This window comes from Streptomyces sp. P17, assembly GCF_032436805.1.
Classification (GTDB): Bacteria; Actinomycetota; Actinomycetes; order Streptomycetales; family Streptomycetaceae; genus Streptomyces.
Genome location: NZ_JAVRBF010000083.1, coordinates 1 through 24548 on the forward strand (window position 1 = coordinate 1; position 24548 = coordinate 24548).

23 protein-coding genes and 2 pseudogenes are annotated in these 24548 nt (G+C 72.5%); 12 read left to right on the top strand and 13 right to left on the bottom strand.

Annotated features, from left to right (window positions below; all coding sequences use genetic code 11):
* Positions 1-144 precede the first annotated feature (144 nt).
* Both RMT89_RS35770 and RMT89_RS35775 read left to right on the top strand, forming a co-directional pair.
* Positions 145-552, top strand: a complete 408-nt coding sequence (locus RMT89_RS35770) for an ArsR/SmtB family transcription factor (protein ID WP_399498611.1) — start codon at positions 145-147, stop codon at positions 550-552.
* Positions 545-2626 carry a cation-translocating P-type ATPase gene (locus tag RMT89_RS35775; RefSeq protein WP_315887929.1) on the top strand — a complete coding sequence of 694 codons (2082 nt, stop codon included), beginning with the start codon at positions 545-547 and terminating at the stop codon, positions 2624-2626. Before RMT89_RS35770 ends, RMT89_RS35775 begins: the two co-directional genes overlap by 8 nt.
* Positions 2627-2749: 123 nt before the next feature.
* Here the strand turns inward: RMT89_RS35775 and RMT89_RS35780 are convergent.
* Positions 2750-2884: pseudogene (locus RMT89_RS35780) on the bottom strand (transcriptional regulator); the annotation flags it as partial.
* Positions 2885-3029: 145 nt separating this feature from the next.
* On the opposite strand from RMT89_RS35780, the pseudogene RMT89_RS35785 reads away from it, so the two are divergent.
* A pseudogene (locus RMT89_RS35785) lies at positions 3030-3790 on the top strand (SDR family oxidoreductase).
* Positions 3791-3802: 12 nt separating this feature from the next.
* On the opposite strand, the gene RMT89_RS35790 reads toward RMT89_RS35785, so the two are convergent.
* From RMT89_RS35790 to RMT89_RS35810, 5 genes are all read right to left on the bottom strand, one after another.
* A complete protein-coding gene (locus tag RMT89_RS35790) occupies positions 3803-4228 on the bottom strand; it encodes a hypothetical protein (RefSeq protein WP_315887947.1) in 426 nt (141 codons plus the stop codon).
* A 77-nt stretch (positions 4229-4305) separates the two neighbouring features.
* The gene (locus tag RMT89_RS35795) at positions 4306-5238 is read right to left on the bottom strand and encodes an ABC transporter substrate-binding protein (RefSeq protein ID WP_315887930.1); all 933 of its coding nucleotides are present in this window, start codon (positions 5236-5238) and stop codon (positions 4306-4308) included.
* A gap of 10 nt (positions 5239-5248) precedes the next feature.
* Positions 5249-5947, bottom strand: a complete 699-nt coding sequence (locus RMT89_RS35800) for an ABC transporter permease (protein WP_315887931.1) — start codon at positions 5945-5947, stop codon at positions 5249-5251.
* Position 5948: 1 nt separating this feature from the next.
* The gene (locus tag RMT89_RS35805; RefSeq protein WP_315887932.1) at positions 5949-6590 is read right to left on the bottom strand and encodes an ABC transporter permease; all 642 of its coding nucleotides are present in this window, start codon (positions 6588-6590) and stop codon (positions 5949-5951) included.
* A complete protein-coding gene (locus tag RMT89_RS35810) occupies positions 6587-7618 on the bottom strand; it encodes an ABC transporter ATP-binding protein (RefSeq protein ID WP_315887933.1) in 1032 nt (343 codons plus the stop codon). The genes RMT89_RS35805 and RMT89_RS35810 overlap by 4 nt, the downstream gene beginning before the upstream one ends.
* A 141-nt stretch (positions 7619-7759) precedes the next feature.
* On the opposite strand from RMT89_RS35810, the gene RMT89_RS35815 reads away from it, so the two are divergent.
* The 3 genes from RMT89_RS35815 to RMT89_RS35825 all read left to right on the top strand — a co-directional run bounded on the left by RMT89_RS35815 (position 7760) and on the right by RMT89_RS35825 (position 10898).
* On the top strand, positions 7760-9370 hold the full coding sequence (locus RMT89_RS35815; protein WP_315887934.1) for an aromatic amino acid ammonia-lyase: 1611 nt from the start codon (positions 7760-7762) through the stop codon (positions 9368-9370).
* Positions 9367-10221 (top strand): MurR/RpiR family transcriptional regulator, encoded by an 855-nt coding sequence (locus tag RMT89_RS35820; RefSeq protein ID WP_315887935.1) that lies wholly within the window; start codon positions 9367-9369, stop codon positions 10219-10221. Before RMT89_RS35815 ends, RMT89_RS35820 begins: the two co-directional genes overlap by 4 nt.
* Before the next feature lie 92 nt (positions 10222-10313).
* Entirely contained in the window at positions 10314-10898 is a 585-nt protein-coding gene (locus RMT89_RS35825) for a hypothetical protein (protein WP_315887936.1), read from the top strand.
* 7 nt (positions 10899-10905) lie between these two features.
* Here RMT89_RS35825 and RMT89_RS35830 read toward each other — a convergent pair whose 3' ends face one another.
* The 5 genes from RMT89_RS35830 to RMT89_RS35850 form a co-directional block, all read right to left on the bottom strand.
* Entirely contained in the window at positions 10906-11280 is a 375-nt protein-coding gene (locus RMT89_RS35830; protein WP_315887937.1) for a hypothetical protein, read from the bottom strand.
* Between the two features lie 14 nt (positions 11281-11294).
* Positions 11295-11750 (bottom strand): roadblock/LC7 domain-containing protein, encoded by a 456-nt coding sequence (locus RMT89_RS35835; protein WP_315887938.1) that lies wholly within the window; start codon positions 11748-11750, stop codon positions 11295-11297.
* A gap of 19 nt (positions 11751-11769) precedes the next feature.
* Complete coding sequence (locus tag RMT89_RS46160; RefSeq protein ID WP_399498607.1) at positions 11770-13053, bottom strand: hypothetical protein; 1284 nt, start codon at positions 13051-13053, stop codon at positions 11770-11772.
* A complete protein-coding gene (locus RMT89_RS35845; protein ID WP_315887939.1) occupies positions 13050-13442 on the bottom strand; it encodes a hypothetical protein in 393 nt (130 codons plus the stop codon). Before RMT89_RS35845 ends, RMT89_RS46160 begins: the two co-directional genes overlap by 4 nt.
* A 169-nt stretch (positions 13443-13611) precedes the next feature.
* Entirely contained in the window at positions 13612-14991 is a 1380-nt protein-coding gene (locus RMT89_RS35850) for a diaminopimelate decarboxylase (RefSeq protein ID WP_399498608.1), read from the bottom strand.
* Positions 14992-15152: 161 nt separating this feature from the next.
* Here RMT89_RS35850 and hutU point away from each other — a divergent pair, with 161 nt between their 5' ends.
* The 4 genes from hutU to hutI are packed head-to-tail and all read left to right on the top strand — an operon-like array spanning position 15153 to position 20612.
* Positions 15153-16817: a urocanate hydratase gene (gene hutU, locus RMT89_RS35855; protein WP_315887941.1), complete on the top strand. Its 1665-nt coding sequence runs from the start codon at positions 15153-15155 to the stop codon at positions 16815-16817.
* Between the two features lie 38 nt (positions 16818-16855).
* The gene (locus RMT89_RS35860; protein ID WP_315887948.1) at positions 16856-18088 is read left to right on the top strand and encodes an allantoate amidohydrolase; all 1233 of its coding nucleotides are present in this window, start codon (positions 16856-16858) and stop codon (positions 18086-18088) included.
* Positions 18079-19419 (top strand): formimidoylglutamate deiminase, encoded by a 1341-nt coding sequence (locus RMT89_RS35865; protein WP_315887949.1) that lies wholly within the window; start codon positions 18079-18081, stop codon positions 19417-19419. Before RMT89_RS35860 ends, RMT89_RS35865 begins: the two co-directional genes overlap by 10 nt.
* A 20-nt stretch (positions 19420-19439) precedes the next feature.
* Positions 19440-20612: an imidazolonepropionase gene (gene hutI, locus RMT89_RS35870; protein WP_315887942.1), complete on the top strand. Its 1173-nt coding sequence runs from the start codon at positions 19440-19442 to the stop codon at positions 20610-20612.
* 13 nt (positions 20613-20625) lie between these two features.
* Here the strand turns inward: hutI and RMT89_RS35875 are convergent, their stop codons facing one another.
* Both RMT89_RS35875 and RMT89_RS35880 read right to left on the bottom strand, forming a co-directional pair.
* Positions 20626-22116 (bottom strand): ricin-type beta-trefoil lectin domain protein, encoded by a 1491-nt coding sequence (locus tag RMT89_RS35875; protein WP_315887943.1) that lies wholly within the window; start codon positions 22114-22116, stop codon positions 20626-20628.
* Positions 22117-22248: 132 nt separating this feature from the next.
* On the bottom strand, positions 22249-23154 hold the full coding sequence (locus tag RMT89_RS35880) for an RNA polymerase sigma factor SigF (RefSeq protein ID WP_315887944.1): 906 nt from the start codon (positions 23152-23154) through the stop codon (positions 22249-22251).
* Positions 23155-23395: 241 nt separating this feature from the next.
* Between RMT89_RS35880 and RMT89_RS35885 the strand changes: the two genes are divergently transcribed.
* Together RMT89_RS35885 and RMT89_RS35890 are read left to right on the top strand one after the other, a co-directional pair.
* Entirely contained in the window at positions 23396-23773 is a 378-nt protein-coding gene (locus RMT89_RS35885; protein WP_315887945.1) for an STAS domain-containing protein, read from the top strand.
* Between the two features lie 221 nt (positions 23774-23994).
* Positions 23995-24501, top strand: coding sequence for an ATP-binding protein (locus RMT89_RS35890; RefSeq protein ID WP_315887946.1), 507 nt, complete (start codon positions 23995-23997; stop codon positions 24499-24501).
* The last annotated feature ends 47 nt before the right edge of the window (positions 24502-24548 follow it).

Sequence of the window (24548 nt, forward strand, 5' to 3'; positions counted from 1 at the left end):
GCCTTCGTCCGGCACGCCGAGGGCACGCACCGAACACCGCGGGCACCGCACAGGACTTTCAAAACACCCCCTAGCCCGCCCACAACCACAGCATGATTCAGGCTCGGCTTGATTCAGGATTTACTGTACTGTTGGGGTATGGAGATGAGTCACCCTGGCGGCCCCGCGGTCGCCGTGAGCGCCGCCGCGCTGGCCCGGGTCGGGACCGCGCTGGCCGACGAGAACCGGCGCCGGCTGATGCTGGCCCTGCTGCAGGCACCCGCCTACCCCTCGGATCTCGCCGAGACCCTGGGGATGACCCGGGGAAACGTGTCGAACCACCTGTCGTGTCTGCGCGGCTGCGGTCTGGTCCGCACGGTCTCCGTCGGCCGGCGGGTCCGCTACGAACTGGCCGACCCGAAACTCGCGCACGCCCTCGCCGCCCTGGCCGCCCTGGTCCTGCTCGTCGACTCCGAGGCCGCCGCCGACCAGGCATGCGCCCCGGACGACTACGCCTGCCCCGCCGACGAGGGCACGCCGAACACCACGACCCAGGAGGCCCTTCATGGCTGACGCGTGCTGCGGAACCGACACGCCCACCCCGTCCCCTTCCGCCGCCGAGCCGGCCGCGCCCCCGGCCGCCGTCTGGCAGGTCCGCGAACTCCAGGCGGCCGCCGCCTCCGGCGCCCTGCTCCTGGCCTCCCTCTTCCTGCCCGCCCCCTGGGACACGGCCGGCGAGCTGGCCGCGCTGCTCGTCGGCGCGGCCACCTTCGTCCCCGGCACCCTGCGCGGCCTGCTGAAGGGGCGCCTCGGGGTGGGGCTGCTGATGACCATCGCCGCCGTCGGCGCCGTCGCCCTCGGCGAGTACGGCGAGGCCGCCACCCTGGCCTTCCTCTTCTCCATCGCCGAGGGCCTCGAAGGCTACGCCGTCGCCCGCACCCAGCACGGCCTGCGCGCCCTGCTCGACCTGGTCCCCGCCACAGCCACCGTGCGCCGCGGCACCACGGAGACCGAGGTGGCCGTCGCCGGTCTCAGGGTCGGCGACATCCTGCTGGTCAAGCCGGGAGAGCGCATCGCGACCGACGGCGTCGTCTCCGCCGGGCGCAGTGCGCTGGACACGTCCGTGGTCACCGGTGAGTCCGTGCCTTCGGAAGTCGGCCCCGGCGGCGAGGTGTTCGCCGGCTGCGTCAACGGCGCCGGCGCCCTGGAGATCACCGTCACCGCGACCGCCGAGGACAACTCCCTCGCCCGCCTCGTCCACATCGTCCACGAGGCCCAGGAACGCAAGGGCGCAAGCCAGCGTCTCGCCGAGAAGTTCGCCAAGCCCCTCGTGCCCGGCGTCCTCGTGCTCGCCGCGCTGATCGCGGTCCTGGGCAGCCTCTTCGGCGACCCCGGCGTGTGGATCGAACGCTCCCTGGTCGTCCTGGTCGCCGCCGCCCCGTGCGCCTTCGCCCTCTCCGTTCCCGTAGCGGTCGTCGCCGCCATCGGCGCCGCCTCCAAGGCAGGCGTCCTGGTCAAGGGCGGGGCCGCAGTCGAGGCCCTGGGCAAGGTCAAGGTGGTCGCCCTCGACAAGACCGGCACCCTCACCCGCAACGAACCCACAGTGATCGACGTCGTCCCGGTCGCCGGCACGGACCGCGCCCGGGTCCTGGCGGTGGCCGCCGCGCTGGAAGCCCGCAGCGAGCACCCGCTCGCCGCCGCGATCCTCGCCGCCGTCGACGCCCAGGCACTGACCCCCGGCGACGACGTCGAAGCCGTCCCCGGCAACGGCCTCACCGGCACCGTGAACGGCGCCAAGGCCCGCCTGGGCAAGCCCGGCTTCATCGAACCCGGCCCCCTGGCCGACGACGTCGGCCGCCTCCAGGACGCCGGCGCCACCGTCGTCCTCGTCGAACACGACCGTGCCCTGCTCGGCGCCGTCGCCGTCCGCGACGAGATCCGCCCCGAGGCCGCCGAGGCCATCACAGCCCTGCGCGGCCAGGGCATCAAGGTCGTCATGCTCACCGGCGACAACGCCCGCACCGCCGCCGCCATCGGCGCCGCCGCCGGCATCGACGACGTACGCGCCGAACTCCTCCCGCAGGACAAGGCACGCATCGTCACCGAACTCCAGGCCCACGGCCCCGTCGCCATGGTCGGCGACGGCATCAACGACGCCCCCGCCCTGGCCACCGCCGACGCCGGCATCGCGATGGGCGCCATGGGCAGCGACGTCGCCATCGAGGCCGCCGACATCGCGCTCATGGGCGAGGACCTGCGCCGCCTGCCCGACGCGATCGCCCACACCCGGGCAGCCCGCCGGGTGTTCACCCAGAACCTGCTGATGTCCGGCGGCATCCTCATCGCGCTCGTGCCCTTGGCCGCCACCGGCGTCCTGGGCCTCGCCACCGTGGTCGCCAGCCACGAACTCGCCGAGGTCCTCGTCATCGGCAACGGCATCCGCGCCGGACGCAAGAAGCACCTGCCCGCCCACACCGCGCTGCGCGCAGCACACAAGTCCCTTACCCGCGTCCGGATCCCGGACCAGCCGACAGCCAAGACCGTCGACACCGCCACGGCTGCCAAGGTGCTGCTTCCCCTGAGCGCATCCGCAACGTCTCCCGCCCCAAAGGCCGGTGGGGGCTGCTGCGACGGCTGCAACAGCTGACCCTCTCCTCGCACCGAGGACGCCGGGCAGCGAGGCGGTCTGGGCACGCCGCTCAGACCGCCTCGCTCGACCTGGCCCAGGACAGACCACAACAGCACAAGCCGGCGAACGCCTGGGCCACCCCACCCCGCCCAGCTGTGCCACATCCTCGCGGCGCAGGCCCGGGACCCGGCGCCGCCCGTACGAGGGCAGGCCGACCTTCTCGGGCCGGATGCGGGCGCGGCGCGTGCGCAGGAAGTCTCCCAGTTCCCCGTCCATGCCCTCGATCGTAGGTGCCGGGGCCGGGCTGAACCTGGTTCTGTCAGACCCAGGTTCAGCTCAGCCCTGGGTACGGCCGCGGCGGGCGCGCAGGGTGGTCGGTGCCGCCGGGGAGACGCCCCGGGCGCCACCGAGGGAGCACGCGATGTCGTACGAGAATCTGGCCGGCCGTACCGCCGTCGTCACCGGGGCCGCCAGTGGGATCGGCGAGGCCGTCGCCGTCCTGCTGGCCGGGCAGGGGGCGCGGGTGGCGCTGCTGGCCCGGCGCGGGGATCGTCTCGATGCGCTCGCCGGGAAGATCCGGGCCGACGGGGTGAGGCGCTGGCCGTGGTGGCGGACGTGACCGGCGAGGCGTCCGTGGCCGCGGCCGTGGGGCGGGTCCACGCGGCGTACGGGGCCGCCGGCCTGGTGGTCAACTCCGCCGGGGTCATGTTCCCGAGCCCGATCGAGGCCGGGGACACGGCGGCCTGGCAGCGGATGACCGACACCAATGTGAGCGGCGTGCTCAGCGTGACCCGCGCCTTCACGGCGGATCTGGTGGCAGCGGCCGCCGACGGCCGTGCCGCGGACCTGGTGAGCATCTCCTCCATCGCCGCGCATCTGACCTTCCCGAACTACGCGGTGTACGGCGCCCCCAAGGCCGCGCTGACCCACCTCTCGCAGTCCCTGCGCACCGAGCTGGGGCCGAAGGACGTACGGATCACCAATGTGGAGCCGGGGTTCACCGAGAGCGAGCTGCGCGACCATGTCACCGCCCCGGAGCGGGCCGATGAGCTGGACGCCATGGTCGCGGCGGTGGGCATCCTGACCTCCGAGGAGGTCGCGGACCTGGTGGCGTACACCGTGAGCCGGCCGCGTCATGTCAATCTGCGCCAGGTGATGGTGCTGCCGACCCGGCAGGCCTGAGGCCCGCCCGGCTCAGTCCTCCCAGTCGCTGTCCTTCTGGGACTTGCGCCGGCGCCGGAACAGGTCCGGGTGGGTGCGGGCCGCCTGGACCACGTTCACCCCGACGATGCCCGCCCAGGCGACCAGCAGTCCGGGCAGATGGGCCACCCCGCCGCCGATGCCGGACAGCGGGATCGCCAGGACCAGCGAGACGATGCCGAAGCCGAAGCGCTCGCCCCAGGAGTCCGTCGGCTTCGGTGACCGGGAGCCCCGGGCCACCACCATCTGCTGCTCGGCGAGCTGCCGGCGCACCCGGCGCTCCACCGCCCCGTCGATGCGCTGGTCGACCTTCTCCAGGAACGAGTCGACCAGCGCGGACTCGTACTCGTCGCCCAGTTCCCTGCGTGCGTGCAGGGTGGCGTTGAGTTCCTTCTTGATCTCGGTGTCCCGCGCGTCCATTCCCGTCATACGGACAACGGTAGGGAGGCCGGGCGGTCGGGGCACTGGGGATATCCCCCCTGTTCGACCTCGGGTCCTCAGGCTGTCAGCCCGTGCTGCTTCGCGTACGCGTTCGCCACGTCCTCCGGGTCCTCCTTGTCCTTGTCCACCTGGCGGTTGAGCTCGGTGAGCTGGGCCGTGGTGAGGACGTTGCCGAGTTCGGCGAGGGCCTTGCGGACCGTGGAGTCGGCCTTGCGGTCGGCGATCAGGGGGACGATGTGCTGGCCGGGGATCAGGTTCTTCGGGTCCGACAGCACCACCCAGTCGTTCGCGACGATGTCCGTGTCCGTGGTGAAGAGGTTCGCCACGTCCACGTCGCCCTTCTTCAGGGCGCCCTTGACCAGCGGGCCCGAGGAGTCGAGCGACTTGAACTCCTTGAACTCCACGCCGTAGACCTCCTTCAGGCCCACCGCGCCGACCTCGCGCTTCTTGACCTCCGGGGCCGCGCCGATGACCAGCTTGCCGTTCCGCTTCTTCAGGTCGGCGAGGGAGGCCAGGCCGTACTTCCGCGCGGTCTCCCGGGTGACGACGAAGGCGTCGGAGTCCTCGGCCATGCCGTACGGCAGCACCTGGAGTCCGGCGGGCAGGGCCATGGCGAGGGCGTTCTGCATCTCGCCCTCCTCCGTCGCCGTCGCCTTCGGGGCGACGTAGTGCAGCAGGGCGCCCTGGTACTCGGGGAGCAGATCGATGTCGCCGCCCCTGATGGCGGGGATGAGGATCTCCCGGGTGCCGAGGTTGGGGCGGACGTTCACCTTCACGCCGGCCGCCTCCAGTACGGCGGCGTACAGGTACCCCAGCACCTGGTTCTCGGTGAAGTTGGCGGTGCCGATGGTGATGCCGTCCTTGCTGGAGCCGCCGCCACCGGAGGTGGTGCCCTCGTTGTCGAGGGAGGTGATGCCGCTCGCGCAGGCGGTCAGGGCGGGGACGGAGGCGGCCGCGAAGAGGCCGCCGAGGAGGGTGCGTCGGTTCATCGAGGGGTCCCTAGGCAGTGTGGATGGGGGTCCCCCCGCGCGAGCGCTGTCGAGCGTGGGGGAGGAAGAGGAAGCGCTGGAGGGCGGCGAGGGAGAGGTCCAGGGCTACGGCGATCACGGCCACCAGCACCGCGCCGCCCAGCACCTGCACCAGGTCGCGCTGGGCCAGGCCGTCGAAGACGTAGCGGCCCAGGCCGCCGAAGGAGACGTACGCGGCGATCGTGGCCGTGGCGACGACCTGGATGAGCGCGAGCCGCAGGCCCGTCATGATCAGGGGGAGGGCGAGGGGCAGTTCCACCTGGAAGAGGACCTGGTGGCCACGCATGCCCTGGCCCTTGGCCGCGTCCTTCACGTCCGGGTCGACGGCCGTCATGCCCGCGTAGGTGTTGGTGACGATCGCCGGGACCGCGAGGGCGACCAGGGCGACGTACACCGGCGTCATGGACAGGCCGCTGGCCAGGAAGACCAGCACGACCAGGCCGACGGTGGGCAGGGCGCGGCCGAAGGACGCCAGGTTGATCGCGAGGAACGCGCCCTTGCCGGTGTGCCCGATCAGCAGGCCGAGCGGGAGACCGATCGCGGCCGCGATGAGGGTGGCCAGGAGCGAGTACTGGAGGTGTTCGGTGAGGCGCTGGCCGATGCCGTCGGGGCCGGTCCACTGCTCGCCGCTGGTCAGCCAGTCGCCGAGGTTCTTCAGGAGTTCGTACATGTCAGGCTCGCCTCCTGCGCCAGGGGGTCAGCACGTACTGGAGGGCGACCAGGGCCGCGTCCGCGACCACCGCCAGGAGCAGGGTGAGGACCACTCCGGCGATCACCGGGGTCGGGAAGTTGCGCTGGAAGCCGTCGGTGAAGAGCTGGCCGAGGCCGCCGTCGCCGATGTAGGTCGCGACCGAGACGAGCGAGATCGACATGACCGTCGCGATCCGGACGCCCGCCATGATCACGGGGAGGGCGAGGGGGAGTTCGACCGTGAGGAGGGTGCGCAGGGGACGGGTGCCCATGGCCTTCGCCGCCTCCTTCGTCTTCGCGGGGACCGAGTCCAGCCCCTCGACCGTGTTCCGGAGCAGCACGACCAGGGTGTAGACCGTCAGGCCGATGACGGTGGTGGTCCGGGTCAGGCCGCTGACCGGGAGCAGGAGCACGAAGATCGCGATCGAGGGGATCGTGAAGAGCACGTTCGACAGGCCCAGCAGGAAGCCGCGCAGGGGACGGACCCGGTGGGCCACGACCGCCAGCGGGAGCGAGATGAGCAGGCCCAGCGCGACCGCGCTCAGAGCCGCCTGAAGGTGGGAGATCGTCAGCGTGGTGAGGTCGTCGGTGTGGCCGGATATCCACGACCAGTCGATGGTCATGCGGCCACCCGCGCTTCGGTGTGAGCCCGGCCCGCGTGCTCGTGGATGTCGTCGCGCGAGGAGACGCCGGTGAGGACACCGTCGGCGTCGACGCGGGCGATCAGTCCGGTGGGAGAGGCGAGCGACTCGTTGAGCGCCGACAGCAGGGAGTCGGTGTCCTTCAGCGGTCGTACGGGGAGCTCGGCGTCGTCTCTCGCCCAGTGGAGGGGCTTGCGGGCCTCGTCGAGTACGAGGGTCCAGTCGCCTTGGGGCGCGGGGCCCTGGGGGACCTCGGCGAGGGTCTTCAGCGAGAGCAGCTTCAGACCGCGCTCGGCGCCGAGGAAGTCGGCCACGAAGTCGTCGGCCGGGCGGGCCAGGAGCTCGGCCGGCGTGGCGCACTGGACCAGGTGGCCGCCGGCGCGGAAGACGGCGATGCGGTCGCCGAGCCGTACGGCCTCGTCGATGTCGTGCGTGACGAAGACGATGGTCTTGCTCAACTCCTTCTGGAGCCGCAGCAGTTCGTCCTGGAGCTGGGTGCGCACCACTGGGTCGACCGCGCCGAACGGCTCGTCCATGAGCAGTACCGGCGGGTCGGCGGCGAGGGCGCGGGCGACGCCCACGCGCTGCTGCTGGCCGCCGGAGAGCTGGTGCGGGTAGCGCTTGCCGGCCTCGGCGGACAGGCCGACGGTCTCCAGCAGCTCGGCCGCGCGGGACCGCGCCCTGCGGCGGCCGTGGCCGAGCAGCAGCGGCACGGTGGCGATGTTGTCCAGCACCGTGCGGTGCGGGAAGAGGCCGGCCTGCTGGATGACGTAACCGATGGAACGGCGCAGCTCGGCGGCGTCCTGCTCGGTGACGTCCTTGCCGCCGACCCGGATGGTGCCGGAGGTCGGCTCGACCATCCGGTTGACCATCCGCAGGGTGGTCGTCTTGCCGCAACCGGAGGATCCGACGAGGACGGTGACGCCGCCTTCCGGCAGGTCGAGGGTGAGATCGTGAACTGCTGTCGTGCCGTTGGGGAAGCGCTTGTGGACCGCGTCGAACTGGATCATGAGTTGTCCCTTGCCCGGCTGTATAACGTCATGCAGAGTTCTCTGTAGCTGAATAAGTTGTCAACGGGTTGGTGTAAATCCGAAGTAACGGCTGACCGGCAGGCAAGATCAGGTGTCCGGATTGAGGGGAGTTTGGGCTTTATGTCGTCTCGGATCGTGGACGGGTCATCGGTCGTGGACACCGGGTCGGTGCTCCTCGACGGCCGTGGACTCTCCGTCGCGGACGTCGTGCGCCTGGCGGACGGGGCCGTGACGCCGGTCCCGGAGGACGAGGCGATGAAGCGGGCCAGCCGCTCCTGGGACGCCGCCCGGCAGATCGCCGCGACGGGGCGCGTCTACGGCCGCTCGACCGGCGTCGGCGCCAACCGGAACGAGGACGTGCCCACCGAGGCAGCCGCCGGACACGGCCTGCGGCTGCTGCGCAGCCACGCCGGCGGCATCGGCGAGGAACTCCCCGCGCGGCAGGTCCGGGCCATGCTCGCCGTCCGCGCCAACCAGCTCCTCGCGGGCGGCGCGGGGCTCAGGCCCACCGTCGTCACGGCCCTGTGCGAGGCGCTGGAGAGCGGGGCGCATCCGGTGGTCAACGAGTTCGGCTCGGTCGGCACGGGGGACCTGGCGGCGCTGGCGCAGGTGGGGCTCGCGCTGGCAGGGGAGCACCCGTGGCGGGGGCCGGACGGTGCGGTGGCGCGGCCGGAGGGTTCCGGGGCCGGTGCGGGCGGGCCGGCGCGCTCGGCTGCCCCCGGCGCGGGCGCCGAGGGGCCCCGGCCCGTGGCCGGCGCCCCCGAGCCGCAGCCCCTCGACAACAACGACGCGCTCGCCCTCATCAGCAGCAACGCCCTCACCCTCGGCCAGGCCGCGCTCGCCCTGCACGAGCTGCGCGGACTCATCGCCGCCACACAGGTCGTCGCCGCGCTCTCCCTCCTCGCCGTCGACGGCTCGCACGAGCCCTACGCCGCTCCCGTCCACGAGGCCCGCCCGCACCGCGGCTCCACCGAAGTGGCGCGCCGTATGCGGGAGTTGATCGGTGCCGCGGACCGGCCCACGCCCCCGCTGGGCCGGATCCAGGACCCGTACGGCTTCCGCTGTCTGCCCCAGATCCACGGCCCCGCGCACGACGCGGCGGACGCGCTGGAGGCGGTGCTCGCGGTGGAGATCAACGCCGCCGCGGAGAACCCGCTCATCGCGGCCGACGACCTGGCCGCCTACCACCACGGCGGCTTCTACCAGGCCCAACTCGCCCTCGCCCTGGACCACTTCCGGCTCGCGGTCACCCAGGTGGCCCGGCTGTCCACCTCCCGCCTGTCCACCCTCAACGAGCCCGCCTACACCCGCCTGAAGCCCTTCCTCGCCGACCAGGAACCCGCCTCCTCCGGCGTGATGATCCTGGAGTACTCCGCCGCGGCCGCCCTCGGTGACCTGCGCGCCTTCTCGGCGCCCGCCTCCCTCGGCCACGCTGTACTCTCCCGGGGCGTCGAGGAACAGGCCAGTTTCGCCTCGCTCGCCGCCCGGCAGACGCTGCGCGCGTGCGGCGCGTACCGTCTCGTCATCGGCTGCGAACTCGTCGCCGCCGTACGGGCGCTGCGCCAGCGCGGCCTCAGGCCCGAGCCGGGACTACCGGCGGGTCGTGCGCTGGAGCTCGCCGAGGCGGTGCTCGACGAGGACCAGGCCGACCGGCCGCTCACGGACGACGTGACGGCGGCGTCCCGGCTGCTCGACCGGTTCACGGAGATCTGGAGGGGGAGCGCGGCATGAGCGCGGACAGGAACACGGGGGACACCCCGGCGGCACGGCTGCAGGCGCTCTTCGAGGGGCACCGGCTGACGCCGACCCAGCGGCGCATCGCGCACAGCATGGTGCGCCGGGCCGCCGACGTGCCCTTCCTCTCCAGCGTCGAACTGGCCGAACTGGCCGGGGTGAGCCAGCCGTCCGTGACCCGCTTCGCCGTGGCCCTCGGCTTCGACGGCTACCCCGCCCTGCGCAAGCATCTGCGGGAGGTCGCGCCCGCCGAGCCGGTGACCGCCCCGGGCTCGTACAACGAGTACCAGCAGGCCGTCGAGGCCGAGATCGAGAACCTGCGGCATCTCGCGGAGCTGCTGGCCGACCCGCGCCCGGTGCAGCGGGCGGGCAGGCTGCTGGCCGCCTCCCGGCCGCTGCCGGTGCTCGGACTGCGCGCGGCGGCCTCCCAGGCGTACGGCTTCGCCTACTTCGCCGCCAAGGTCCACCCGGACGTCCGGCTGCTGAACGAGGGCGGCACGATGATCCACGACCGGATCGACGCCTGCGTCCGGGCCGGCGCCACGGCCCTGCTCTGCTTCGCGCTGCCCCGGCATCCGCGCGAGGTCCTGGACACCTTGGGCTACGCCAAGGAGGCCGGTCTCACGGTCGTGACGGTCGCCGACTCCGCCTTCGCGCCCGTCGCCAAGGCCTCCGACCTGCTGCTGCCCGCGGCCGTCGGCACCGGGCTCGCCTTCGACACCGCGTGCGCCCCGATGCTGCTCGGCCGGGTCCTGCTGGAGGCCATGTGCGACGACCTGCCGGACGCGCAGGCACGGCTTGAGGAGTTCGACGCGCGGGCGGCCGCGCGGGCTCTGTTCGTGGAGTGAGATGTTCCCGTGGCTTCTAAGACAAGTCTCACGTAAGCCCGCTACCCTCCCGCCACTGCGAGTTCGACTTCGAGGCGATTGGGAGGCGGAACGTGGCACGCGGAGGTCAGGGGCTGGCCCGGGTGGCCGTCGTCGTACGGGCCGGAGCGGCACCGCTGTGGTGGCTCGGGGTGTTCGCGGCCGGGATCGGCGTACTGGTGCCGGGTCTGACAGGGCGCCGGATCGGGGTGCTGGCGGGCGCGGCGCTGTTCATCGTCACGACGGCGGTCGTGGCGTACCGGCGGCGCAGGCGCTACGGCGCCCTCATGCGCGGAGCTGCCCGCGCGGGCAAGCACGATGTGCTCCAGGACCGTGCGGTGACCGTACGGAACTGGCGCCGGGGCCATCGCTGGTGGCTCGTACTGGCCTTCGCGGTCGCCCTCGGCAGCGCGTTCGCGGTGCCCGCGGCGGGCGGCATGGTGCTCGCCGGGGCGGGCGCCGGGCTGTGGCTGAAGTCCGCCTGGATCGGCCGGCGCGAACGGGCCGGGGACGAGCTGCTGTGGGTGCGGGTGGACTGGCTCACGGCGGGCGCCGGGCGTCCCGCCGGGAAGGCGGTCAAGGCCTACCGCGGCACGGGCATCGCGGCGGGCGACGCGGCCCCGGGTGGGGCGCGCCGCCGCGCCGACGCGCTGGTCTAGGTCGTCGTCAGACCTCCAGGTCGTGCTCGATCTTCCGCAACTGGTGCCTGGCCATGGCCAGGTTGGCGCGCTTGGCGTCGAGCACCAGGTACAGGAAGAGGCCGTTGCCGCTGCGGCCGCCGATCAGCCGGATCAGGTGGTACTGGTCGGACAGCGTGATCAGGATGTCCTCGATATCGCCCTTGAGGCCGAGGTGTTCCATGGTGCGCATCTTGGCGCGCACGACATCGGTGTTGCCGGCGGCGGCCACGCCCAGGTCGAAGTTCTTGCCGCCGCCCAGGGTGCCCAGGGCCATGCCGCTGGTGTAGTCGACGAGCGCGACTCCGGTCGCGCCCTCGATCGAGGTCAGCGCCTCTTTGAGCGAGGTCTCGGTGTTGGCCATGACGGTGTTTCCTCTCAACTCTCCGTGGTGGTGCGCGGTTGGGGGGTAGGTGCGGTGCGCTGGGTGCGCGGAGCCCTTGCGCGGGGTTTGTTGTCGGCTGCGGCGCCGTCGACCAGCTCCCCGATCCGGGCGGCGGCGCGGCGGCCCTCCAGATGGAGGCGGCCCACGCTGACGTCGTCCTGGGCGAGCAGGGTCAGTACGGCGCCCCGGCCCGCCGCGTACGTCGCCACATAGCCGTCCCTGCCGCGGACGAGCAGTTCGCGCAGCTCGCCGCGGCCGGTGACGTCCGTCAGCCGTACGGCCACGCCCAGCGCGGCGGCGGTGAGGGCGGCGACGCCCTCCGGCTCCACGCCGGGGGTGTCCTCGGCGACGACCAGGCCGTCGACGCTGGCCGCGAGGGAGCCGGTCAGCTGGGGGATACGGGCTCTGAGCCGGTGCAGCTCGTCGAGTATCGGCGCCTCGGCGGCCATCAGATCTCTCCTCTGTCGGTCAAAGCGCCTCCAGCGCATCCCGGACTCTCTTCAGCAGGGCGACGTCGGGGTCGTCGGCCACCAGCCGCTCGGCGGGGACCGTCGGGCCGGGGCGGGTGGGGAGCGGCGGTGGGGCGGGGGCCTGGGGCTCGTACCGGGCACGGGCCGGGGCGTGCCCCAGGGGTGGCTCGGGCGGTGGGGGCTCGGCCTGGGTGGGGACCGGGGGCGGGCCTGCGGGCTTGGTCCGGCTGGGTGTTGAGGTCGGCTCGGGTTGTGGGGGCTTGTGTCGGGCTGGGGGTTCGGGGCGGGTGGGGCCGGGGGTAGGGCCTGTGGGCTTGGTCCGGCTGGGTGTTGAGGCGGGCTCGGGTTGTGGGGTCTTGTGTCGGGCTGGGGGTTCGGGGCGGGTGGGGCCCGGGGGCTTGGTCCGCTTGGGTGTCGGGGGCGGCTCGGGGTCTTGGGGGTGGCCGGGGCGGGTGGGGTCCGGAGGGGCGGGGCGCGGGATGCTGGGGAGGTGGGGTGGGGTGGTTGCCGCGGGTGATCCCAGGGGCTCGGTCGTCGCGGGGGAATCACCCCGCTCCGGCTCCACGGGCCGTGGCGCCAGCACCCCCGCCGCCGCCAGGCGCCGTATGTCCACCAGGGTGTGGAACGCCGGGCGGCCCAGGGCGCGTGCGATGTCCGTCGCCGTGCGTACGCCGTCCAGCAGGGCCACGACCGCTCGCTGGCGGGCGGTGAGCGCCGGGGTGCGGGGCGGGTCGGCGGGAGCGAGGGGCGCACTGTCCGTGCCCGGGTCGGGCCAGATGCGGTGCAGGAGGTCGCGGCGGCGCAGCGTCTCGCGCTCGACGGCGGCCACCGGCACCGGGCGCACGGCACCGAGCCAGTGCCCGGTGCCGTAGCGGAAGCGGCCCGGGGTGCTGCTGGGCGCGAGGGCGAAGTAGGCGGCGTCGTAGAGCGCGCCCAGGTGGCACAGCTCCAGCGTGCCCGGGGCGATCCGGCCGCTGTCGACGAGGAGCCGGGCGGCGCCGTGCCGCTCGTCGGCCCGGGCGACGGCGTCCTGCCAGGCGGTGGTGGAGAGGGTGCCGTGCGCGGTCAGCAGGACGTCCAGACCGGGGGCGGACGGGCTCTCCGCGTGCACCACCCGGCCCTCGGCGAGATACAGCGTGCCGCGCTCGCGCAGCAGAACGCCGGTGGCCCGCTCGGCGGCGAGCCGGCTCAGCATCGGCGAAAGGCCGCGCGGCACCCGCTCGCCCGCCGTGCTCCGGTCCCGCACCGGCAGCCGGGGCGGCGTGGCTCGTAGCGCCGTCATCCCAGTACCAGCCGTCCGGCCAGCTCGCCGAGCCGGATCCGGGCCAGCGCGAGATTGCCCTCCTCACGGCCCAGCCACAGATGCAGGAACACACTGCTGTCGAAGGACGTCCACACGAACCGCAGCACGTGATAGCTGTCCCGGTTGCTGAGGATCAGGTCCTCGACCGGGAGTTCCGCCTCGTCGGAGTCTCCGCCCGGCGCGAACGCCCGGTGCTCGGCGGCCAGCCGGGCCAGCTCCGCCGCCTCCGCCGCGCTCGCCTCCGGATCGCCGCCCGGGGATTCGCCGACCGAGCCCAGGGCAAGACCGCTGGTCCAGTCGACCAGCGCCGCGCCCCGGGCGCCGGGCAGCCGCATGGCCTCCAGCAGACACTCGTCGATTCCGGGCACCGTGGCTCCCCTCCCGCCTCGGGTTCGGCTGAGTAACGCCGAAACTACGCAACGTGTGAGCGACGGGTGAGGGTTCTGGCATTTTCCAGCGGAACATGCGGCTGATGACTAAGGTGGGTCAACTGGCCCTGTATCCCATCCTGTTGAACCGCAGATCCGCCGGAGTGCGTCAAGCGCGCCCGGGTGCGCGGAGGGTGGTGAGGGCGGACGCGTGCGCCCCTCCGGATTCGGCCACGATCGAGTCGAGGCTCTGCGGCTCCCGCACCGTCGCGAAGGCGACACCCCCGGAGCCGTCCGGCGCGAAGCCGTAAACACCGGGCCGGGACAGGGAGTTGTACGCGTAGTGGTGCGCGAAGTAGTACGCGCCCGTGTCCAGCGCCGCCACCAAGTCCCCCTGCTCCAACGGCGGCAGTGCCCGCGCCTCGGCCAGCAGATCACCCGCGAAGCAGGCCGGCCCGGCCACGTCCTGGACCACGTCGGCCCCCGTCTTGGGCCGCCCCTTCTCGTCGTACGCGGCGATCCTGAGCGGCCAGGCCCCCGGCGCGTACACCGTCCGCGTCGCCACCTGCACGCCCGCGTGCGTCACCGCGACCGGCCGCCCGCCCGCGCTCTTGGTGTACTCCACCCGAGCCAGCACCGTCCCGTGCTTGGCCAGCACCGACCGCCCGAACTCGGTCACCAGGCCGTACCGCCCGTCGAACAGCCCCGGCACCGCCTCGCTCAGCAGCCGTGCGTACTGCGCGTACGTCGGTGTCATGGCGTCCGAGGCGAAGTTCACCGGCAGCCCGCCGCCGATGTCGACCGTGTCGATCTGCTGCCGTCCGATCCGCGCGTTGATCTCCTCGGCCAGCGCGTACGTCTCCGCCACACCCCGCGCCATCAGCGACAGCGGCACGCCCTGCGACCCGGTGTGCGCGTGCAGCCGGGTCAGCCACGGCCGGTCCAGATACGCCCCTACGACCCACTCCCGCGCCCCGTCGTCGCGCAGCGCCACCCCGAACTTCGAGGTCGCCGTCGCCGTCGACAGCGCCTCGATGGCACCGGCGCCCACCTGCGGATTGACCCGGATCCCGAGCGGGGAGCGGCTCGGCGCGGACTTCATCAGGGCGTCGATACGGGACAGCTCCTGCGGATTGTCGGCGTTGACCGCGATCCCGAGCGCGAGTGCCTCCCTCAGCTCGGCCGGTGTCTTCGCGGGCGAGTCCAGCACCGTACGCTCCGGCGGCAGCCCCGCCGCCCGCGCCAGCGCCAGCTCGCCCGGGCTCGCCACCTCGGCGCCGATCCCCGCCTCGTGCAGCAGCCGCAGCACCGGCACCAGCGGGGTCGCCTTGACCGCGAAGGCGTGCAGCATTGGGGTGCCGGGCGCGGTCACCGCGTCGAACGCCGCCCGCAGATCCGCCGCCGACTCCCGGATGCCGGTGACGTCGAGCAGGCCCACGATGGGGGAGTCCGGCCCCAGCAGCCCCTGCTCCACGGCGGCCCGCACCGCCCCGTCCCGGCGCGCCGCCCGCTCGCCGTCGCCCGTTCGCCCGTCCTTGACGCTCTCCACCGCATCCCCCGTCGTGTCGTTCCCCGAGACCACGTATCCAGACAAACATCCGCAGCGCGGCCGCGCTGGCGCACGGACGTATTGACTAGCTCTATTCAGAACGCCAGGATGTGAATAACGACAGCAACAATCCGGCAGCACCATCCGCTAGGAGGCAGACCATGTCAGGACCCCGCCCCGTACGAGCGCCGCGCGGTACGGAACTGAGTGCCCTGGGATGGCAGCAGGAAGCCGCCCTGCGGATGCTGCAGAACAACCTCGACCCCGAGGTCGCCGAGCACCCCGACAAGCTCGTCGTCTACGGCGGCACCGGCAAGGCCGCCCGCGACTGGCGCTCCTTCGACGCGATGGTGCGCACGCTCCAGGGGCTGAAGCAGGACGAGACGATGCTCGTGCAGTCCGGCCGCCCGGTCGGCGTGATGCAGACCCACGAATGGGCCCCGCGCGTCCTCATCGCCAACTCCAACCTGGTCGGCGACTGGGCCAACTGGGAGGAGTTCCGCCGCCTGGAGCAGCTCGGTCTGACCATGTACGGCCAGATGACCGCCGGCTCCTGGATCTACATCGGCACCCAGGGCATCCTCCAGGGCACCTACGAGACCTTCGCCGCCGCCGCCGCGAAGAAGTTCAACGGCACCCTCGCCGGGACGATCACCCTCACCGCGGGCCTCGGCGGTATGGGCGGCGCCCAGCCGCTCGCCGTGACCATGAACGACGGCGTCGCGATCTGCGTCGACTGCGACCCGCGCGCCATCGAGCGCCGCATCGAGCACCGCTACCTCGACGTCCGCGCCGACTCCCTGGAGCACGCCCTCCAGCTCGCCGTCGAGGCCCGGGACGCCCGCCGCCCGCTCTCCATCGGCCTGCTCGGCAACGCGGCGGAGCTGCTGCCGCGCATGCTCGCCGAGGGCGCCCCCATCGACATCGTCACCGACCAGACCTCCGCGCACGACCCGCTGGCCTACCTGCCCGTCGGCGTCGACTTCGACGACATGGCCTCCTACGCCGCGAAGGACCCGGCCGGGTTCACCACCCGCGCGCGGGAGTCCATGGCACGGCACGTCGAGGCGATGGTCGGCTTCATGGACGCCGGTGCGGAGGTCTTCGACTACGGCAACTCCATCCGTGGCGAGGCCCGGCTCGCCGGGTACGACCGGGCGTTCGCCTTCCCCGGCTTCGTCCCCGCCTACATCCGACCGCTGTTCTGCGAGGGCAAGGGCCCCTTCCGCTGGGCCGCGCTCTCCGGTGACCCGGCCGACATCTCCAAGACCGACAAGGCGATCCTGGACCTCTTCCCCGAGAACGAGTCCCTCGCCCGCTGGATCAAGATGGCCGGCGAGCGCGTCCACTTCCAGGGCCTGCCCGCGCGTATCTGCTGGCTCGGGTACGGCGAGCGGGACAAGGCGGGCGAGCGCTTCAACGACATGGTGGCGAGCGGTGAACTGGCGGCGCCCCTCGCGATCGGCCGTGACCACCTCGACTGCGGTTCCGTCGCCTCCCCGTACCGCGAGACGGAGGCCATGCTCGACGGCTCCGACGCGATCGCCGACTGGCCGCTGCTGAACGCCATGGTGAACGTGGCCTCGGGCGCGTCCTGGGTCTCCCTCCACCACGGCGGCGGCGTCGGCATGGGCCGCTCCATCCACGCCGGCCAGGTGACGGTGGCCGACGGTACGAAGCTGGGCGGCGAGAAGATCCGCCGGGTGCTGACCAACGACCCGGGCATGGGCGTCATCCGGCACGTGGACGCGGGCTACGACATCGCGGAGTCCGTGGCGGACGAGCGGGGCGTGCGGATCCCGATGCGCGAAGGTGACTCGGCGTGACCGAACAGTCTGTACCGGGCAGCAGCTCCTTCCACTCCATGTGGCGCGAGCTGCTCCACATCGGCCGGCACCCCGACTCCCGCGGCTACCGCCGCTACGCCTGGACCGGTGCCGACGCCGAGTGCCGGGCCTGGTTCAGGGCGCAGGCCGAGTCCCGGGGACTGACCTACGAGGTCGACCGGAACGGCAACCAGTGGGCCTGGCTCGGGGACCCCTCCGCCGGGGACGCCGTCGTCACCGGGTCGCATCTCGACTCCGTGCCCGACGGCGGGGCCTTCGACGGGCCGCTCGGTGTCGTGTCGTCCTTCGCCGCGCTCGACGAACTCCGCGCCCGCCGGGTGACGCCGGCCAAGCCCCTCGCCATCGTGAACTTCGGCGACGAGGAGGGCGCCCGGTTCGGGCTCGCCTGTGTCGGGTCGAGGCTCGCCTCCGGGCAGCTCAGCCTCCCGCAGGCGCACCTGCTCACCGACGGGGACGGCGTCACCCTCCCCCGGGCCATGGAGGCCGCCGGGTACGACCCCGACGCCCTAGGGCCCGACCCGGAGCGGCTCGCGCGCATCGGTGCCTTCGTCGAGCTGCATGTCGAGCAGGGACGGGCGCTCGACCTGTCCGGCGACCGGGTCGGCATCGCCAGTGCCATCTGGCCGCACGGGCGGTGGCGGTTCGACTTCCGGGGCGAGGCCAACCACGCCGGGACCACCCGGCTCGTGGACCGGCACGACCCCATGCTGTCGTACGCCGAGACCGTGCTCGCCGCCCGCCGGGAGGCCGAACTCGCCGGTGCCGTCGCCACCTTCGGCAAGATCTCCGTCGAGCCGAACGGCGTCAACGCCATCCCGTCCCTCGTGCGCGGCTGGCTCGACTCCCGCGCCGAGGACCAGGCCACCCTCGACACCGTCGTCGGCGGCATCGAGAAGGCCGCCCGCGAGTACGCCGACGCCCACGGCATCGCCCTGGACGTCGTCCGGGAGTCCTTCACGCCCGTCGTCGAGTTCGACCACGCCCTGCGCGACGAACTCGCCCGCATCCTCGGCGAGGACAAGGACAAGGACAAGGACAAGGACAAGGACACCGACCTCAAGGTGCCCGTCCTCGGCACCGGCGCCGGACACGACGCCGGAATCCTGTCCGGGACGGTCCCGACCGCCATGCTGTTCGTGCGCAACCCCACCGGCGTCTCGCACTCCCCGGCCGAGTTCGCGGCCGAGGACGACTGCGTGGCCGGGGTGCTCGCACTCGCCGACGTACTGGAAGGGCTGGCCTGCGCGTGACACGGACGTACTGGCTGGAGCACGCCTGGCTCGGCACCCATGTCGAGCCGGGCGTCGCGATCGACATCGGCGACGGGCGGATCACCACCGTCCGCCAGGGCATCGAAACGCCGCCCCCCGGCGCCGAGATCCTCCGCGGTCTCACCCTCCCGGGGCTGGCGAACGCCCACTCACACGCCTTCCACCGCGCCCTGCGCGGCACCGTCCAGGTGGGCAGCGGCACCTTCTGGACCTGGCGCGAGGTCATGTACGCGACGGCCGACCGGCTCACCCCGGACAGCTATCACGCCCTCGCCCGGGCCGTGTACGCCGAGATGGCGCTCGCCGGCATCACCGCCGTCGGCGAGTTCCACTATCTGCACCACGCCCCCGGCGGCACCCGGTATGCCGACCCCAACGCCATGGGCGAGGCTCTCATCGCGGCCGCCGCCGACGCCGGTATCCGGATCACCCTCCTCGACACCGCCTACCTTTCCTCCGGCTTCGGACAGCCGCCCAACACCCACCAGCTCCGCTTCTCCGACGGCAGCGCGGACGCCTGGGCCGAACGCTGTTCAGTTCTCAAGGAACGGGATCACGCGCGGATCGGTGCCGCCATCCACTCCGTACGGGCCGTGCCCGCCGACCAGTTGGCGACCGTGGCCCACTGGGCCGAGGAGCGGCGGGCCCCGCTGCATGTGCACCTGTCCGAGCAGACCGCCGAGAACGAGGCGTGCCTGGAAGTCCACGGCTGCACCCCGACCCAGCTCCTCGCCCTCCACGGCGTCCTCGGGCCGCGCACCACCGGCGTCCACAACACCCACCTCACCGCCGAGGACGTCTCCCTGATCGGCGGCAGCGGCACCGGCACCTGTATGTGCCCGACGACCGAACGGGACCTCGCGGACGGCATCGGGCCGGCCGTCGCCCTCCAGAACGAAGGGTCCCCGCTCTCCCTCGGCTCCGACAGCCACGCCGTCATCGACCTGCTGGAAGAGGCGCGCGCCATGGAGCTCAACGAGCGCCTGCGCACCCGTACGCGAGGTCACTGGACGGCGGCGGCTCTCCTGCGGGCGGCCTCGGCCGACGGCCACGCGGCCCTCGGCTGGGACTGTGTGGGCACCCTGGAGACGGGCGCACGCGCCGACTTCACGACGATCGCGCTGGACTCGGTCAGGACGGCGGGACCGCTGCCGCGGCTCGGCGCCGAGACGGCCGTATTCGCGGCGACGGCAGCGGACGTACGGCACACGATCGTGGCGGGCCGGCACGTCGTACGCGACGGGGCGCACACGCTCGTCCCCGATGTGCCGCAAGCCCTGTCGAGGGCTGTCGAAGCCCTCCGCGCCTGACGACCACCCACGAGGACGCCATGAGCAGCACTGTCATCACCAACATCGCCACACTTGTCACGAACGACCCCTCCCTGGGCGACGGTTCCCCCCTCGGTCTGATCCAGGACGCGGCCGTCGTCATCGACGGCGACCGCATCGCGTGGACCGGTGAATCAAGCAAAGCACCCGCCACTGACAACCGGGTCGACGCCGAGGGCAGGGCCGTCCTGCCGGGCTTCGTGGACTCCCACTCCCACCTCGTCTTCGCGGGGGACCGGACGCAGGAGTTCAACGCCCGGATGTCGGGGCGGGCCTACAGCGCGGGCGGCATCCGTACGACGGTCGCCGCGACCCGTGCCGCGAGCGACGCCGCACTCGAAGCCAACCTCACCCGCTACCTCGCCGAGGCCCTCCGCCAGGGCACGACGACCTTCGAGACGAAGTCCGGCTACGGACTGACCACCGAGGACGAGTCCCGCGCTCTGCGCATCGCCGCCGCCCACACCGACGAGGTCACCTACCTCGGCGCCCACATCGTCTCCCCGGACTACGCCGACGACCCGGCCGGCTATGTCGCCCTCGTCACCGGCGAGATGCTCGACGCCTGTGCGCCGTACGCCCGTTGGATCGACGTCTTCTGCGAGAAGGGCGCCTTCGACGGCGACCAGGCCCGGGCGATCCTCACCGCGGGCAAGGCCAAGGGCCTGCACCCCCGCGTCCACGCCAACCAGCTCTCCTACGGCCCCGGCGTCCAGCTCGCCGTCGAGCTCGACGCCGCCAGCGCCGACCACTGCACGCACCTGACGGACGCGGACGTGGACGCCCTCGCCCACAGCGACACCGTCGCCACCCTGCTGCCCGGCGCCGAGTTCTCCACCCGCGCCGAGTGGCCGAACGCCCGGCGCCTCCTCGACGCGGGCGTCACCGTCGCCCTGTCCACCGACTGCAACCCGGGCTCGTCGTTCACCTCGTCCGTGCCCTTCTGCGTCGCGCTCGCGGTGCGGGACATGGGGATGACACCGGACGAGGCGGTCTGGTCGGCCACGGCGGGCGGCGCCGCGGCCCTGCGCCGCACCGACATCGGCCGGATCGCCCCGGGCGCCCGCGCCGACCTCACCCTCCTCGACGCCCCGAGCCATGTGCACCTGGCCTACCGGCCGGGCGTCCCCCTGGTCACCGGCGTATGGCGCAAGGGCGTACGCGAGCTCTGATCAGGGGGTCCGGTCATCCGGCCCGCCACCGCTGCCCCGCACCCCCGCTCTCCGCGACCAGCGCCACCGCCCCGCCCCCGACCGGCGTCACCGCGTGGCCGGGGGCGATGCCCGGGCGGATGACGCCGCGCGAGTCGACCGCGAACCGCAGGTTCTGGCCGTTGCTCCCGTGGACCGAGTCGCACTCCCAGATGCCGACGCCCCGCTCCACGGAACCGCGGCTGTCCAGGCAGAACTCCGGGTCGGCGGACGACTGCACGACGCCCCGCTCGCTGTCGACCCGCCACACCTGGGTGCGGGACGAGGTGCAGGGCGCCGTGATGACATCCGTCCCCTTCTCGAAGACAGCGTCACGGACGTCCAGGCACAGCCCGCTGGAAACGTTCACCACGCGCGCGTACGAGGCACCCGGCGGCCGGAGCGACGCCGTGGGCGCCGCACCGGGCGTCCGGGACGGCGGCGGCGCCGAACTCCTCGTGGGCGTGGGAGAAGGCGACTTGGAGGTCGCCGACGGGGAGGGCGCCGGAGCCGACACCGTCGCCGTCACGGTCACGGGAGGCGCGCTCGTCGGGCTGCTCACCGCGCTCACCGGATCCTGGCCGTCCTCGGCGGAGCCGCCCTGCGTCACCAGGAAGACCAGCACCGGTGCCAGCGCCACCCCCAGCGCCGCCGACACCAGCGCGAAACGCCGGGACCGCGGCCAATGGGCGGTCTCCGCGGCGGGGTTGTGCGCCACCGGCGACGGGTTGTCCATGACGTACGCCGTCCCCGCCCACGGCAGCAGCCCCTCGCCCAGCGTCCGGCGCGGGTCGTCCCGCAGGGCCGACAGCTCCTCGTAGGCGGCCGTACAGGTCGCGCAGCGCGCCATGTGGGCGTGCAGATCGGCACTCCCGCGCGGGCTGTCCGGCCGTACCGACTCCTCGATGAGGCGGTGGAAGTCACGGCAGTCGGGGTCGTCCGAGGCGGCCAGACGGGCGCGCAGGCAGGCGCGGCCGAGCTGCTGGAGCGCCGCGCCCGTGGCGTAGGTCACGTCCGCGCGGGTGAGGCCGAGCAAGGCGGCCGTACGGTCGTCCGGTTCCCGCTCCACGACCGCGTACCAGAGCACGCCCTGCACGCGCGCGGGGAGCGACTGGAACGCGCCGAGCATGGGCGGCACCGGGCCGGCCGGGCCCGCCGTGTTCAGCACGAGCAGCAGCCCCGCGTCGAGGCCCGCGGCGCGCTCGTCGGTCGCCCAGGACGCGGCCAGCCGACCGGTGAGCAGCAGGAGCCGGTGCCGCCAGGGGCCCCCGGGGTCGATACCGCGGGCCGTCTCCCGGGCCGCGAGGGTGAAGACCTGCGCCGCCAGCTGCCGGGCCGCGGAGTCGCTCGTGGCGCACAGCCGGGCGTACTTCAGCACGGCGGGCCGGTGGCGGGCCCGGAGTTCCTGCAGGGCCTCGTACGCGGTGGCGGAGTCTGCGCGCAGCAGTTCCGTGAGCCGTGCGTCACTGTCCTCGGCCCGCGCCATCGACCTGCCTCCTCGCAGCCGTCAAACCCGCCGGAGTTCTGGCCTACCGGCGGGTATGACGGCTCATAGTGGAGGAAGGGAACCCACGACGAAAGGGTTTCTGTGGGTAACCCATGAGCCGACGGAGGGGTTTTACTCCTCGACCGTCAGCCCCTTGCGCAGTCTCACCAGGGTGCGGGACAGCAGCCGCGAGACATGCATCTGCGAGATGCCGAGCTCCTCGCCGATCTCCGACTGGGTCATGCCCGCGACGAACCGCAGGGAGAGGATCGTGCGGTCCCGGGGCGGGAGTTCGGCGATCAGCGGTTTCAACGACTCGACGTACTCGATGCCTTCGAGTCCGTGGTCCTCGTATCCGATGCGGTCGGCGAGCGCGCCCTCCGAGTCGTCCTCCTCCGGCTGGGCGTCCAGCGAGGAGGCGGTGTACGCGTTCGACGCCGCCATGCCCTCGACGACCTCGTCGTTGGTCAGGCCGAGGCGCTCGGCGAGCTCGGCCACCGTCGGGGCGCGGTCGAGCTTCTGAGCGAGTTCGTCGCCGGCCTTGGCGAGGTCGAGCCGGAGTTCCTGGAGCCGGCGTGGTACGCGCACGGACCAGGACGTGTCCCGGAAGAAACGCTTGATCTCGCCCACGATGGTGGGCATCGCGAAGGTGGGGAACTCGACTCCGCGGCTGAGTTCGAAGCGGTCGATCGCCTTGATCAGGCCGATGGTGCCGACCTGGATGATGTCCTCCATGGGCTCGCTGCGCGAGCGGAAGCGGGAGGCGGCGAACTTGACCAGCGCGAGGTTGAGTTCGACGAGCGTGTTGCGGACGTACGCGTACTCGTGGGTCCCTTCCTCCAGCGATTCGAGTCGCTCGAAGAGGGTCTTGGACAGGGCCCGTGCGTCCACCGGCCCCACTTCGTCGAAGGGGGGTATCTCCGGTAGTCCGGCGAGTGCGTCGTCCTGCTCGATGGGATCCAGATGTTCCGGGGGGGAAGTCGACGTCGCCTCATGGGCATGCGATGCGTCGAGCCGGGGTGACATGATGTCCTCCATCGTTCTCGGCAAATACGGCTGCCGAAGCCTGTGGGTGCACTGCGGTGTGCGGCGCCTCCAAAGCCGGCCGTGTCGGTTACGTGTCTCTACTAGCCCTACCCGTTTTCCACGGGCCACCGCAAGTGCGTTCTGTTGTGAAATGTCCGTTTCTGGATGGTTGTTCGGGTGTCGAAGGGCGTGGGGAAGGCGTAATGTTCGAGGGCGTCAGTCAGCAGCCACGACGTCGGGAGTGAGACACGGCATGGACCGCGTGACAGTCGGCAGCGCACAGTCCGGCCGACTTCTGGTGGAGGTGCGGGAAGAGGGCTCCAGTGCCGTCGTGACCCCCGTAGGTGAGTTGGATCACCACACCGCCGATTTGTTGCGTGAGCCACTTGAGGACTGCCTTGAGAAAGGGTTCAGCCGCCTGGTCGTCGACTGTGCGCGGCTGGACTTCTGTGACTCGACAGGACTCAATGTGCTGCTCGGTGCCCGCCTGAAGGCGGAGGCCGCCGGCGGTGGTGTACATCTCGCGGCGATGCAGCCCGTGGTCGCCAGGGTGTTCGAGATCACCGGGGCGGAGGCGGTCTTCACCGTCCATGACAGCCTCGATTCCGCGCTCGCGGACGAGGCCGGCTGACCCTGATGGCGGCCCCGCTCGCCGCACCCGCCGTCCCATGCGGAACCCCACTCTCCGGACGTCACGTGATTCGTACGGAATACGGGGGTGTTCCGCCGGTCCGCTCGGGCAGGAGACATCCTGAACATGTCGCTGTCATGGCGGCGTGGGTACCGGACCGGACCTCTGTAGTGACTGTCTCTTTGAATCGTGAACTGGTGAATCGGTGAGGTGAAGCGCTGATGAGCACCACCCGGCCCTACTCGCCGGGCGACCGCGGCCCTGAGCCCAGCGGCGCTTCCGGGATGCCCGACTCGTCTTCCGAGACCCCGCCGGGCCCGCAGGTCCGCAGCCTGGGCCTCGACGGGCAGAGCGGCGTCGTACCGCTCGCCCGCGACTTCACCCGCCAGGCGCTGTATGCGTGGGGCTGGCTGCCGGCGGCCACCGCCGATCAGCGGGCCGCGGCGGAGGATGTGCTGCTCGTCGTGTCCGAGCTGGTCACCAACGCGTGTCTGCATGCCGAGGGGCCCGACCGGCTCCGGATCACTTGCGACAACAAGGTGATCCGCCTGGAGGTCTCCGACCGGGGAACCGGTCAGCCGGCCCCCCGCATCCCGCACCGCGCCGGCCGTCCCGGCGGCCACGGCATGTTCATCGTGCAGCGGCTCTGCCTGGACTGGGGGGTCGTACGGACCCCGGGATTCGCCGGCAAGACGGTCTGGGCGGAGTGCGCCATGGAGGCGCCTTGATGTATTCCCGGCTGAGCCGGGAGGAATTCGGAGAATATTCCCGGGCT